Source organism: Syntrophorhabdaceae bacterium, assembly GCA_035541755.1.
Taxonomy (GTDB): Bacteria; Desulfobacterota; Syntrophorhabdia; order Syntrophorhabdales; family Syntrophorhabdaceae; genus PNOF01.
This window is the reverse complement of the sequence record DATKMQ010000147.1, coordinates 1-13001: the sequence shown is the minus strand read 5'-3', so window position 1 is coordinate 13001 and position 13001 is coordinate 1. Positions and strand designations below refer to the sequence as shown.

16 protein-coding genes are annotated in these 13001 nt (G+C 51.6%); 9 read left to right on the top strand and 7 right to left on the bottom strand.

Annotated features, from left to right (window positions below):
* Together VMT62_14545 and VMT62_14540 are read right to left on the bottom strand one after the other, a co-directional pair.
* The coding region (locus VMT62_14545) for an enoyl-CoA hydratase/isomerase family protein (GenBank protein ID HVN97645.1) at positions 1 to 633 on the bottom strand (633 nt) is incomplete at its 3' end.
* Positions 634 to 1613: 980 nt separating this feature from the next.
* Entirely contained in the window at positions 1614 to 2111 is a 498-nt protein-coding gene (locus VMT62_14540; protein ID HVN97644.1) for a response regulator, read from the bottom strand.
* A gap of 182 nt (positions 2112 to 2293) precedes the next feature.
* Here VMT62_14540 and VMT62_14535 point away from each other — a divergent pair, with 182 nt between their 5' ends.
* Positions 2294 to 2629, top strand: a complete 336-nt coding sequence (locus VMT62_14535) for a DUF2752 domain-containing protein (protein ID HVN97643.1) — start codon at positions 2294 to 2296, stop codon at positions 2627 to 2629.
* A 12-nt stretch (positions 2630 to 2641) separates the two neighbouring features.
* Here the strand turns inward: VMT62_14535 and VMT62_14530 are convergent, their stop codons facing one another.
* Both VMT62_14530 and VMT62_14525 read right to left on the bottom strand, forming a co-directional pair.
* Positions 2642 to 3382: an ATP-binding protein gene (locus VMT62_14530; GenBank protein HVN97642.1), complete on the bottom strand. Its 741-nt coding sequence runs from the start codon at positions 3380 to 3382 to the stop codon at positions 2642 to 2644.
* Positions 3379 to 3918, bottom strand: coding sequence for a flavodoxin family protein (locus VMT62_14525; GenBank protein HVN97641.1), 540 nt, complete (start codon positions 3916 to 3918; stop codon positions 3379 to 3381). The genes VMT62_14530 and VMT62_14525 overlap by 4 nt, the downstream gene beginning before the upstream one ends.
* 239 nt (positions 3919 to 4157) lie before the next feature.
* Here VMT62_14525 and VMT62_14520 point away from each other — a divergent pair, with 239 nt between their 5' ends.
* The 3 genes from VMT62_14520 (at position 4158) to VMT62_14510 (ending at position 6003) form a co-directional block, all read left to right on the top strand.
* Positions 4158 to 4544, top strand: a complete 387-nt coding sequence (locus tag VMT62_14520; protein ID HVN97640.1) for a DUF948 domain-containing protein — start codon at positions 4158 to 4160, stop codon at positions 4542 to 4544.
* A gap of 13 nt (positions 4545 to 4557) precedes the next feature.
* The gene (locus VMT62_14515; GenBank protein ID HVN97639.1) at positions 4558 to 4863 is read left to right on the top strand and encodes a YtxH domain-containing protein; all 306 of its coding nucleotides are present in this window, start codon (positions 4558 to 4560) and stop codon (positions 4861 to 4863) included.
* 78 nt (positions 4864 to 4941) lie between these two features.
* Positions 4942 to 6003 carry an AI-2E family transporter gene (locus tag VMT62_14510; protein HVN97638.1) on the top strand — a complete coding sequence of 354 codons (1062 nt, stop codon included), beginning with the start codon at positions 4942 to 4944 and terminating at the stop codon, positions 6001 to 6003.
* Positions 6004 to 6041: 38 nt separating this feature from the next.
* On the opposite strand, the gene VMT62_14505 is transcribed toward VMT62_14510, so the two are convergent.
* Positions 6042 to 6731, bottom strand: a complete 690-nt coding sequence (locus VMT62_14505; protein ID HVN97637.1) for a Crp/Fnr family transcriptional regulator — start codon at positions 6729 to 6731, stop codon at positions 6042 to 6044.
* Positions 6732 to 6929: 198 nt separating this feature from the next.
* On the opposite strand from VMT62_14505, the gene purE reads away from it, so the two are divergent.
* The 5 genes from purE (at position 6930) to VMT62_14480 (ending at position 11387) form a co-directional block, all read left to right on the top strand.
* Complete coding sequence (gene purE, locus VMT62_14500) at positions 6930 to 7430, top strand: 5-(carboxyamino)imidazole ribonucleotide mutase (GenBank protein HVN97636.1); 501 nt, start codon at positions 6930 to 6932, stop codon at positions 7428 to 7430.
* Between the two features lie 34 nt (positions 7431 to 7464).
* Entirely contained in the window at positions 7465 to 8442 is a 978-nt protein-coding gene (locus tag VMT62_14495; protein ID HVN97635.1) for a P1 family peptidase, read from the top strand.
* 93 nt (positions 8443 to 8535) lie between these two features.
* A complete protein-coding gene (locus VMT62_14490; GenBank protein HVN97634.1) occupies positions 8536 to 9270 on the top strand; it encodes an NAD-dependent deacylase in 735 nt (244 codons plus the stop codon).
* A 41-nt stretch (positions 9271 to 9311) separates the two neighbouring features.
* On the top strand, positions 9312 to 10379 hold the full coding sequence (locus tag VMT62_14485; GenBank protein HVN97633.1) for a sugar phosphate nucleotidyltransferase: 1068 nt from the start codon (positions 9312 to 9314) through the stop codon (positions 10377 to 10379).
* A gap of 78 nt (positions 10380 to 10457) precedes the next feature.
* Positions 10458 to 11387 (top strand): YifB family Mg chelatase-like AAA ATPase, encoded by a 930-nt coding sequence (locus tag VMT62_14480; GenBank protein ID HVN97632.1) that lies wholly within the window; start codon positions 10458 to 10460, stop codon positions 11385 to 11387.
* A gap of 197 nt (positions 11388 to 11584) precedes the next feature.
* Here VMT62_14480 and VMT62_14475 read toward each other — a convergent pair whose 3' ends face one another.
* Both VMT62_14475 and VMT62_14470 read right to left on the bottom strand, forming a co-directional pair.
* Complete coding sequence (locus VMT62_14475) at positions 11585 to 12520, bottom strand: right-handed parallel beta-helix repeat-containing protein (protein ID HVN97631.1); 936 nt, start codon at positions 12518 to 12520, stop codon at positions 11585 to 11587.
* 191 nt (positions 12521 to 12711) lie between these two features.
* Positions 12712 to 13001: hypothetical protein (locus VMT62_14470; protein ID HVN97630.1), on the bottom strand; the 290-nt coding region annotated here is incomplete at its 5' end.

Genomic DNA, 13001 nt, shown 5'->3' with positions numbered 1-13001 from the left:
CAGTTCCTTTACCTCGCTATCGAGGATATCTTCGGGCACGGCCCTGTTGATGAGGTTGTAGGCCGCTGCCTGAGCGCCTGTAATCATCTTGCCGGTGAGGCAGAGATCCATGGCCCTCGTAAGACCGCATCGTAAGACCATGATAGGAGAGATGGTCATGCCTCCCTGGCCAAGTCTTTCCTCCACGTGACCGACTTTACAGTCTTCGCTCGCGAGAAGAAGATCGCAATGGAGCACAAGATTGAAGGCAACGCCCAGGCAGTACTTGTGCATCTGTGCGATAGTAATCTTGGGACAGTAAAGGAGCTTGCGGTGAAACCCGAGGAAGAGGTTTCTATCAAATTTCAGTTTGACCCGTTGGGGAATCTTTCTTAAGCCGCCTGTTTCTCCGGCCTTCGGTTCCTTCATCCCGTAAACAAACCCTACGCCGGTGAGATCGGCGCCCGCACTGAAAGCGCGGCCCGCTCCCTTGAAAATGATGACCTTCACATCGTCATCCTGCTCGGCCTCATCCATGGCAGCGGACCAGTCTCGTATCAGTTCCGGGGACACGGCGTTCAATTTTTCGGGGCGATTGAGAACGATAGTTGCCACCTGCCCCTCTTTTCCGTAGATAACCGTTTCGTATTTCATGTAAAGCCTCCTTTATCGCTTGATCAGCGGATTTTTGCTAAACGTGCTCTATTCATGCCAATGCCCTGCGGTCAAAAGGTGACAAGGCATCATACATTTCCCTTAATCGCTGTCGGCGCATGGACTTTTCATCGCCGGACGGCCCGCTCGCGTGTTCACCGTCGAACCGGCGTCGCCGAGATTAAGAAGTTGGCCACGCCTCTTCCCGTTCATCGTCCGATTCCTAACCGGTCGGTCAGGGCTTTTTCTCTCTGTCCATGTTTCGTGAAGTTGTTCCAGGAATGGCGTAGCTTCTTTATACGCTTCATACGCGTCTATCGCTAAATTTGTCAGTGAAAACGGGTGCGCCGCGCGAGGGGCAGCGAGTAAGCCTAGGGCGGCCCTCTCCCCTATTGCGCCAAACGGCGCGCATTTTCTTTGAGAACCTGCAGGTAGTAACTTCTCGACGGTCAGAAGAAGGCTCTTAGTGCCTGTCATAGCACCCCACAGATCATCGCCCTCAAGGCGCTGATAGGATATTTATTTCTATCCCTGCCTCCGGACCCCTATCCAGGAATCACGGAAGCTTCCGATCAAAGGTCTGCAAACACCGTTCATACCTTCGGAACCGAAGGCTTGATTTCTCCGAATAATTCCCTATTATCATCGAGTGATTGAGGATTGCCTGACGATCTTCCACTGCCATCCCCCTTTGTGCTCGGAGTGTTCTTCAGAACATGCTACAAAGAACCGTCCACGTATTGTTTAAGTTTATTAAGCCGCAGAAAAGCTTGATATGATTTAGATCATATAAAAATGAAATATCTGCAGATTGCATGCAGGAGCGCGTTTGGCCCTGTACCAGAGGCAAATAAGAGCTATCAGGAGTTTAGCGTCCGCTGCAATTCCTATCGCATTCGCAAGAAGGCGTCAACCTCAAAGGACAGGCTTAAATCCGTAAGTCTTAGGGTAGGCTTAAGATGACGGTTCGGCTCACCCTGTCAAGACTCACGTGGGGACATCTTTGTACCTACGTCCTTCTCGATCTTCTCCCAGTCCCTGCCCCACAGATCGGAGAGCACGTCCTTCAATACTTCCAGGTTTCGTTTCCAACCGGGCTCAAATTCATATTTGAGGGCATCTTCCAGAAAGGGCACAATTTCTCCCAATTTCTGCTTAGGCAGATAAGCCCTCGCCCCCATATCGTGGGCGCGCTTCAGGTTTTCCGGGCTCAACGCGTGAGCTGTAAGCATAACCGCTCTCATCTTTTTGCTCACGGCCATTTCTAAGAGATCAAAGCCCCTGACCCCCATGATGTCAAGAATAATGAGATCGTATTCATTTGAGGAGAGGAGTTTAACGGCTTCATCGTATGTCGTAGCCGAATCAACACGGCAATCCGTACAGCTCGCCCCGATCTCGTCTTTGAGAACCGCAAGCACGTCCGGTTCATCATCAACGGCCAGTATCTTTCTCTGGTTAAGAACTGATTTACTCATAATGAGCCCTCCTGACGCATCTTCAACATATTCTTGCACTCTCTTGTGTATCTTCTCCCATAATCGTGACCAATATTCAACAGATTTCTTGTGCGGCGAGGTGCGGCCCATGTATGAACAAAAGGTTGTGAGGCGTGACGCAGCGGCGAACTCTTTCGGTTTGCACACGTGCTGTGCACCGAATGGCCTATCTGTCTCGTCATATTTGCGCCGATCGGGTGCAACACGTCCTGCCGCTTTTCTGTCCTTTTAAGGCATTGACGGGTATCCCCTGTCCCGGATGCGGCATGACGCGGGCGCTTTTGTGCATGGCCAAAGGGGACTTTAGCGGCGCACTCGCCCTTAACCCATTTTCGTATTTCCTTGTCTTTATGATTATTCTGAGCGTGGTGCCGTTAAGACGGCTTGGCTGCCTGCCGTCACGTGCTCCATCCGCTATGAACGGCCTGTTTATCCTGGTGCTCGTATCGGTATTTGCCTTCTGGTTTTTTGAGAGGCTCCTCCCCGCACTACGCTAACCCCCGTCTGTCTTAAGTTTCCGATCTTGTCTTAGCCCCGAGCAGGTATTCTGTCCTGACCCGCGCCAGGCTCCGGAAGATGTTTTTTTTCACGTTTTTGTTATGTTTTTTCAGATCTTCTATGATGCCCTTGACGAGCCGTCTTTTGGAGGTTTCTCCGTGAGGACACTGAGATGATATGACAGGCAATTCAAGGATCCTGGAGAGGCGCACGAGGTCCGTCTCTTCCACGTAGGCGAGCGGCCGGATGAGCGCAAGTTCTCCCTCAAACAATTCCTGATAGGGTTGCATGGTCCCAATTTCGCCTTGAAAAAACAGATTGAGAAGCATGGTCTCGATAATATCATCCATGTGGTGGGCAAAGGCTATCTTTGTGGCTCCTATCTCAGGGGCAAGGTCAAATAAGGCCTTCCTGCGGTTCCAGCTACACCAGAAGCAGCCGAAGTCTTCGGCCTCTCCTTTCCATTCACCGGGCGGTTTGGCAATCACGTAGGGCACGGACTGACTTTCAAAATAGTTTATGAGGATATCTTTATCGATCCAGGAAAACCCCATGTCCACGAAGCAGGCCACAACCTCGAAGTGGATCGGGACGAACTTGATCCGCTCTTGCATGATCTTGAGTAGGCTGAGGCTGTCCTTGCCCCCGGACACAGCCACGATCACCTTGTCTCCCTCTTTGAGCATCTGGTAGTCCCAGATGGCCTTGCCGACCTTTTTCGTTGTGAAGTAGAGAAGCCCGCTTACGTTCATGCGATGGACTGGGCGAGCTTTTTAGTCTTTTTCGTGTACGTTTCTTTTATAGGCCCTTCTTCACAACCCAAGGCTTCAACGCTCCCCAGGTAGCTCAGCTTGAGAAGATCAAAGGTCTTCTTGAACATATCGATAGTGGGCGTGCATGTCTCAATCTCATCACTTCCGCACGTCATGAGCGTAACCACCTTCTTTCCTGCGATACGGGAGTTGTAGTCTTTGTCCATGAATGCGAGCGAGCGGTCCATGGCGAGCTTGAGCTGGCCTGAGGGTCCGAACCAGTAAATTGGCGTGGCGTACACGATAAGGTCGGATTCCATGATATATTTCCGAATGTCCTTCATGTCATCGTTGATCTTGCAGATACCCTTGCCGAGACAGGCGTAGCATCCCTGGCACGGTCTGATGTTGAGATCGTTGAGATAGAGCATTCGTACGCCGTGTCCTTTTTCTTTCAATGTATCGGCCATAACTTTTGCGAGCTGGATCGTGTTGCCTTTTTTTCGCGGGCTTCCGAAGAGAATAATCGCCTTCATTCTGGTCCTCCCTCTGACGAATTTTGTGTCTTAATTATATGTGCAATCGCGGGTGACGGTCAAGGACACCTTAGCTCTTCCATTAAGACGGCTTGGCCCGTGCTTGCGATGATCAGGAACTCTTTCTACCTTGACTTTACACATTGCGAACCAGTAGTTATAATGTACTGTGGTTATCAATCGCTGGGGTTATGCATAATCATGGAGGAATCCGGCCGAATTATGTCTAAGGGGGTCTTATGAACAGCCTTTTTTTTGGTCTTATTACACTTGCCATCCTGGCGCTTGTCGGTTTTGTCGGCTACACACTTCTCGAACTGAGAAAGACCATCGGTTCCCTGAAGCAATTCATAGAGACCACTCAGGCAACGCTCAAGCCGACAACGGATGAATTGCAGGATACCCTGAAGAGCGTACGAAAGATTACGGATGATATCGGGGCTGTCACAACAGACGTGAGGCTACTTTCAGGCTCTATCCGTCAAATAGGCCAGAGCGTGCAGCAGATAAGCGAGGTGGTCAGTACGGTTGCAACGACCTCTGCCACCCAGGCTTCGGGGCTTAGGGCGGGTGTGAGAGCGGGAATCGAATATTTCATCAAGAATATCTTTGCAAAATCTCGATAAAAGGAGGCAACATATGGGACGCGAGGACAGTGGATTCAGTGCCGGCACCGTTCTTCTTTCATTTTTCATGGGTGGAATAATAGGAGCAGGTATAGCGCTCCTTGTGGCGCCGAAAACCGGGGAAGAGACAAGGCGTATGATAAAGGATGCTGCTGAAGGGGCCAAGGAAAGGGCGGAAAGTTATTACGATCAGGTGAAGGAAAAGGCAGTCTCTTACGCGGATAAGGGTAAGGAGTTTGTAGAGAAGGAGAAGAATATTATTACTAAGGCTGTAGAAGCCGGTAAAGAAGCATACGAAAAAGAAAGACAGCGCAGCTAATATCGCGACTTACGTCACCGTGAGACAATTACGTACCGTGCGGCGGGAACGCTTTTGCGGGTGTAGTATCGTACGCACATGACAGATAACAGATTCTATTTTGTCATAATGGCCTTCATTATTCTGGTACTCGGCTACCTCACGTACCAGATATTAAGTCCTTTTCTGTCGCCCATCATGTGGGCCATCGTGCTCTCGATCATCTTCTACCCGGTCTACGCCTTCTTCTTGAAGTATGTGAAAAAAAGATCGGTCGCGTCAGCCATTACCCTCCTTGTTATTCTCATCATCCTCTTCGGTCCCGTGTCCTATGCGTCCTATCTCATCGGACAGGAAGCGTTGTCTGTGCTCAGCAATATGGAAAAGCATGGGGTGAGCTCATTGAGCGAGGCATTAAGGCATCCCGTGGTGCGAAGTCTCATCAACAGGGTGCTTTTGTTATCCCACGTCTCGGAGCAGGAGTTTCAAAAGGCCGTAATGGACAACGTGGCCAAGATCGGCCAGGAGTCCGTGGGGTTCGTAAAAATCGGTTTAAGTAATATGGTAACCGGTGCGATCAATTTCATCTTCATGATCCTTTCAACATTCTTTTTTCTTGCGGATGGACCGAGATTCCTCCAGGCGATCAGCAGCTTCATGCCCTTTTCAAAACCTCAGAAAGACAGGCTCCTGCAACAAACCCAAGAGATTATCGTGTCCACGATATACGGCGGCGTTACGGTAGCCATCGTTCAGGGGACCATAGGCGGCATCGCTTTTGCGCTTCTCAGCATATCATCGCCTGTTCTCTGGGGCCTCACCATGTTCATAGCGTCTTTCATTCCTCTTCTCGGTACCTTTATTGTCTGGGGACCGGCCGCAGGTTATCTCTTGTTCCAGGGCCTCTACGTGAAATGCCTGATTCTCGTTCTTGTGGGTGTGCTGGCCATCAGCGCCGCGGACAACATCATACGACCCTTGATCATGAAGGGAAAGATGAGGATGCCTACGCTGGCCATATTTTTCAGTATCCTCGGCGGTATCAGGCTCTTCGGCTTCATAGGCCTCATTGTGGGACCTCTGGTGCTGGCTATTTTTGTGTCGGTCTTTGAAATATTCAGGTACTCCGAGAGCGAAGCCAGGGAAGACAAATCAACCTAATCCAGTGAGTTCTTCAGGAATGCGGAGGGCGCGAAAAGTCAGGCGATTAGCTTCTCGCCCGATGCGAGGGACAAAAGCCCATCCCTTTTTAAAAGCTTCATACGACGGCCCTTCACCTCGATGAACCCCTGTGCCGCCATCTTGTTCAGGATTCGGGAAAGCGTTTCCGGGATGGTACCGAGAAGGCTTGCAAGCTGCCCCTTGGAGATGCCGAGATCCATGTCTAGCGCATGGCCGCGAGTGTCGCTGAGATAGATAAGATACGCCGCGAGCCTCTGCGGGACTTCTTTCAGGGAAAGGTCCTCGACAAGCCGGGCAAAATATTTCAGGCGCCGGGAAAGGATTGCGAGCATGTTCATGGCAAGGCCCGGATCTTTCTTGATGAGTCTCTCGAAGGCCACCCTGGGAAAGAATATGGCCGCGCCTTCCTTTAACGATTCCGCGTGCGCCGGATACAGGGAATCGGCAAAAAGAGCCGCTTCCGCAAAGGGCTCTCCCGGCTCGATAAAATGGAGGATCTGCTCTTTGCCTTCCGGAGAAAGCTTAAATATCTTCACCCTCCCCCGGATCAGCACAAAAAACCCCGTGGCTTCGCTGCCCTCCGAGAAGATGATCTCCCCCGGCTTATAGTTTCGCTCGATCACAATGCGGACAAGCTCTCCCAACTGCGCGTCAGGAAGTCCTTGCAATAAAGGAATTCTGCTCAAAGATTCTTTGATCGTGGTCATGACGGTTAATCTTTATACTACAGACTGGACGAAAAAAAGGCAAGAGTGCGTCGTGTGAATGCCTCTATAGAAAAAACCAGTATTTTCATGTATGATGGTATATTGTCACATGTCGTTTTAGGCCGTAAGATCGGCAACGGTGCTACACGCAGGGCTTACCGCTTAAAGCGTAACGCTCTTTTCACCAAAGGAGTTCCTATGAAAAACCCGAAAATCCTGATTCTTATGGGGAGTGACAGCGATCTCTCGGTCATAGAGGACGGCATCAAATTTCTTAAGGATATGGGCGTTCAGTATAAAATCGATATATCCTCGGCCCATCGCAATCCGGACAAAACCACGGGGTACGCAAAAGACGCACGAAACCAGGGCATTGAGGTGATCATCGCTATCGCGGGCATGGCCGCGCATCTGCCCGGTGTTATAGCCTCTCATACAACCCTGCCTGTCATAGGCGTTCCCACAAGCGCGAGCGCTTTGAATGGGATGGACGCCCTTCTTTCCATCGTGCAGATGCCCAAAGGCATACCCGTAGCAACGGTAGGTCTCGATGCGGGGAAGAACGCGGCGATACTCGCGTGTTCAATTCTCTCCATCAAGGATGAGGGCTTGCAAAAAAAGCTCGACAAGATGAAAGAAAACTTAAAGAAAGAAAACGAAGACAAGGCTTTAAAATTACGGCAGATTTTGTCTCATTGACAAGACATTTTCCATCTGGTAAGGTTTTAAAAACATGTTAAACGCGATCACGGATATTCAGAGCCTGAAAGTCGGCCATTACACCGACCGTAAAGGGTGCACCGGTTGCACGGTCATCCTGTGTCAACAGGGCGCGGTCTGCGGAATTGATATCCGGGGAAACGCAGCGGGTACGAGGCAGATAGACGCGTTAAGCACAAATCACATCGTGGAGCAGGTCCACGGGATACTTCTTGCCGGCGGCAGCGCTTTCGGTCTCGATGCCGCGGCCGGCGTTGCCCGGTATCTCGAAGAAAGGGGTGTGGGCTTCGATGTGGGTGTGGCCCGCATACCGATCGTGCCCTCTGCTGTGATCTTCGACCTTGGTCTCGGAAACCCGAAATCAAGACCCACGCCTGAAATGGGTTATGAGGCCTGTCTCAAGGCAGGTGATATCGTAGAGGAAGGCAGCGTTGGGGCCGGTACCGGTGCGACCGTGGGAAAACTCTTCGAACTGCCCCGGGCGATGAAAGGGGGACTCGGCACGTGCAGCCTTGCAATGCCCACCGGTCTCAAGGTCGCCGCGCTGGTTGTGGTCAACGCCTTCGGGGACATCATTGATAATGTCACGGGAAAGATCATTGTGGGCGTGCGCAAATCCGAAGAGAGTCTGGAGTTCGCAAACACGGTATCATTGCTCAAAGAAGGTGTGGTCAAAAAACAGTTCGGTATTGTCAATACGACCCTCGGGGTCGTGGCCACCAACGCACGCTTTGACAAGCGAGAGGCAACCAAGATGGCCCAGATGGCCCACGGGGGACTCATTAAGACAATACATCCCGTACACACCACATTTGACGGCGACCTTGTCTTCGCGCTTGCCACAGGAGAGATTGAGGCCGACGTCAACAACGTGGGGGTGCTCGCCGAGTTCGTCCTTGCCGAAGCCATAAAAAGGGCGGTCAAAAAGGCGGACGGCTTCGGCCTCATACCTTCATTTCGGGATATATCCAAGGGGTGGAAGACCGCCTGAAAAAATCCGATGCGCTTATCCCATATGCGCCATGACTAAGCAAGGACTTAATGACACTATACGGCCGGGTTCTTTCCTCAAGGGGTTATGACCATGGATGATTATCAGAGAGTTGCGGAGATTATCAAGGAAAAACAGTACCTGGTGGCCTTTACGGGCGCGGGCATTTCCGTGGACAGTGGCATCCCTGCTTTTCGCGGCGGTCAGGGATTATGGGAAAAGTATGATCCCATGGAATACGCCCACATACGCGCCTTCACGAACAACCCCGAGAAGGTCTGGATCATGCTGAGGGAAATGTCCAAGGTGATCTTTGAATCCGGGCCGAGCCCGGCGCATCTTGCACTGGCAACGCTGGAACAGAAGGGATATTTGAAGTCGGTGATTACCCAGAATGTGGACGGACTTCACCACGTGGCAGGTAACAGCGACGTTATAGAATACCACGGCAATCATCGCTGGCTCACCTGTCTTAACTGCTCCCGACGAGTCCTTCTCACCCCGCAGATGATCGAGCTTCTGCCGTATCCTCGATGTGAGAAGTGTAACAGGGCCTTAAAACCGGACGTGGTATTCTTCGGAGAGGGTATCCCCATGATCGCCATGCTTCGCGCAAACGAAGAAGCAAACCGATGCGGGGTCATGTTCATCATCGGGACTTCCGGGGTCGTCTATCCCGCTGCGGAAATACCCTACGTGGCAAAGTCAAAAGGCGCCACCATTGTGGAAATAAACGTAGAATCCACGCCCTTCACTTCATCAATTACAGACCATTTCTTTACGGGCACCGCTTCGGATGTTTTGCCGAAAATTCTTGAACACCTTTAACACGGGAGGTCCGTCTGAAATCTCAAACCGCACATCCCAGTTTGCTCGATCATACCTATTGCGTAATCATGGCCGGGGGCAGAGGCGAACGCTTCTGGCCATTAAGCACGGGCAAGGTGCCCAAGCCCTTTTTGCCGTTGACAGGGGATAAGAGCCTCATTCAGCTCACCGTGGAAAGGGCGCTTGAGTTCGTTCCTAAAGAACGGATATTCGTCGTGCTCGGAAGGTCCCACTTAAGGACGGCACAGAAGCAGCTTGCTCTGCTTCCCGCTTCACATTTCATCGTGGAGCCTGTGGGCAGAGATACGGCGGCTTGCATCGGCCTTGCCGCGACTTTCCTCTCGCTTAAGGACGAGAAGGCCGCCATGGTGGTTCTTCCTGCCGATCAATACGTCCCGGACACGAAAAGATTCGGCGAAACCGTGGTCGATTGCGTGGCCCTGGCGCATAAAGGCGATTATCTCGTGACCATGGGGATTACCCCGACAAGACCCGAGACCGGCTACGGATACATCCATGCTTTTAGACAATTCGATGCTCAATCGAAAATCGCCTGCTTTACCGTGGACAGATTCGTTGAAAAGCCCGACAGCGCAAGGGCCGTAGAATACGTGAAGGATGGCCATTACTACTGGAATGCCGGCATATTCATCTGGCGGGCTAAGACAGCCCTTCATGGCATGCGGCAACATATGCCTCAACTCTACGAAGGTTTGTGCTCCATTGAGAGTGCTCTAAAACACGGCAAAAAAGCGCAGGCAGATGCAATCTTTCGGGGGTTCGAACGAAAATCTATTGATTACGGGCTCATGGAGAAGGCCGATAATGTGCTTATGGTGCCGGCACGCTTCGCCTGGGACGATGTCGGGACCTGGGCATCGCTTCAGCGCGTTCTTGATCTTGACGCAAAGGGAAATTATGTCAGAGGCAGTACACTCTTACTCGATACGAACGATTCCGTGGTAGTCTCCGATGGACGACTCATAGGCGTGATCGGTGTATCAAACCTCGTTATCGTTGCATCAAAGGAAGGTATCCTCGTATGCGACAGGGACAGGGTCCAACAGGTGCGGGAAATAGCGAAATACCAGGAAGACAAGAAACAATGAGCGCGTGAAGCGCGCAAGAAATTTGCGTAGGCTATAACAGCGAGGCAACGTTCTCGGTTCTTAAAGAGGGGGGCTTAAATGATCTCCAGGATTGCTACGGCGACTGTGTATGGTATTGACGGGATAAAGATCGACGTGGAGGTTGACCTGTCCTATGGGCTGCCCGCATTCAACATTGTCGGGTTGCCGGAAACGGCGGTGAAGGAGAGTAAGGAACGCGTGAGGGCGGCAATCCGGAACGCTGGTTTTGAATTCCCCGGGGACCGCATCACCATCAATCTAGCACCCGCCGATGTGAGAAAAGAAGGGTCTTCATTCGACCTCCCCATCGCCATCGGCATCCTCACATCCATGAATATCATCAAAGAAGAGATCGTAAAGGATTACCTCATAGCCGGCGAGCTTTCCCTCGACGGAAGGATCAAGGCCATCCACGGCGTGCTCCCGATCGCGATCCTCACAGAAAAAGAGCGGATGAACCACATCATTGTGCCCCGCGAGAACGGCAGAGAGGCCGCTGTGGTCCAGGGCATCAATGTCTACGGGGCGGCCCATCTTCTCGATATTGTCCACTTCTTCAAAGGCGACGGGGAAATGGAGCGGTTCGCTCTGAGCGGTGATAACGATGAGACGGGGCGGAAAACAGATCATATGAACTTTTCCGATATCAAGGGACAGACCCAGGCAAAACGCGCTCTTGAGATTGCCGCAAGCGGTGGGCACAATATCCTCATGATAGGGCCACCCGGTTCAGGAAAAACCATGCTCGCAAGAAGGCTTCCCACTATCTTACCCAGGTTGAGCTACGACGAAGCCATAGAGACCACAAAGATCCACAGCATCGCCGGGCTTTTGGATACCGAGAGCGCTTTGATTCTTGATCGCCCTTTTCGGGCGCCTCACCATACCATTTCCGACGCGGGACTCATAGGCGGCGGCCATGTTCCCAAGCCCGGGGAGGTAAGCCTCGCCCATAACGGCGTTCTCTTTCTAACCAAGTTAAATTAATAATACCATGTAAATTCAAATCGGGGGCACGCTGAGGTGGGAATGGGCAACTGGCCTATCGACCATGGATTTCACCCCCTACTGCTCACTATGCCGATTCGATGGCAATTGAAGATGACAGATTGAAATGTACGCAAGGAGGCAGGGCCATGAAGACCCCGCCTGTCCTGTGATAACACGCTATGTCTATCTCTTTCCTATGGGCAGGCCGTCCCATTGCCGCAGACGTTAATCCCCATCTGAATCCCACCCGCGACCTGCGGGTTATCGCTCCCGCCGTTATTTCCTGTGAGCACGTTATTGGCGTAGCCGGCATCGGCAGCCAAATTGAGGCCAACCTGATGGCAATCCGTTACCGTATTCCCGGTCACCTTACTGCCGCTGTCAGCTGTTATGCCGGTCCCACTTCCAGTCACGGTGTTCCGACTCACCAAAGAGCCTGACCCGGCTTGAATGCCGGTCATTGAGTCAACTACGGTGTTGTCTTCTATAATGCTGTTCGGTCCTGTCTTGATATCCCAGAAAGAGGCTGACAGGATCTGGTTGCCGTTTACCCGGCTGCTTTTGCCCACCGTGATGCCCGCGCTTCCGTGCCCAGCCATATTGTTGCTTATGATACTGTAATCTTCCGCATAGATACCGTAAGCGCCAGATACCGAGCAGTCTCTTACCTTACTGTTGTTGCCTACCCGGAGACCCCCGTGTCCCGCAAATACGACCAATTTGTCGACGACGCTGTAGTCATACAATCTGATTCCCCCGCCCATGCCACCCGTGACCATTCCGTTGATGACGGTCACATTTCTCGTTCCTTCCGCTGCTTCAATGGGGATACCTCCAGGACTCCCATTATTGATTATGAATCCATTAAGATCCAATGTGACAAAGCTGGAGGTGATTTCAATCATCGCTACGCCGGTACCTTGAAGATTCTCGGTGAGGACATAGCTTCCCGGTGTACTGATCGTAATAGGCCAACCGGGGGTATCACCTGGCGTGACATAGCCGAGTTTTGCCCTGAGGTTACTTATTGGCTGCGCCCAATCTCCGGCACGTGCGATTCCAACACTGCCAACCAACACTACCCATAATAAACAAACTGCAAGAAACCTTCTTACCAATGGCTTACACATAACAATTTCTCCTTCGGTTAGAATAAGATTCAGGTCAAGAAAACGGAATGTCCTATACGGGTAGCCCAGCCCTCTCCCCAGGCCAGTAGCGGCGGTCATTTTTTCCGTGCAAACCCTTGAGGCGGCGCCTCCTGGATATTTAGCCCGGACAAAGTGTGTATAGTCATGTAATAGCACAGAATCATGGTTTGTCAAGGAACATCCGTAAGGTAACGTTCTTTCTTCTGATGGATGCTTCGTGGAGTGTGGATTTGCCCAAAAATTATAGTTGAAAAATGGCAATAGCCGTGTCTAAATTTACCTTGTCTCGGATGTGAATCAAGGCTAATCATTTCTGCCGGGGTGTGAAGTGGAAACATCCTTCTATCACCGCGAATTTCGTCAGGGCGCTGATCTGTTACCTCGCTGTTGCTGGTTCGTTGACTTGGTAGCGGAAGGTGCGGGTTTGAAATCTGCTCCCTATCTCGAATCCAGCGATCAG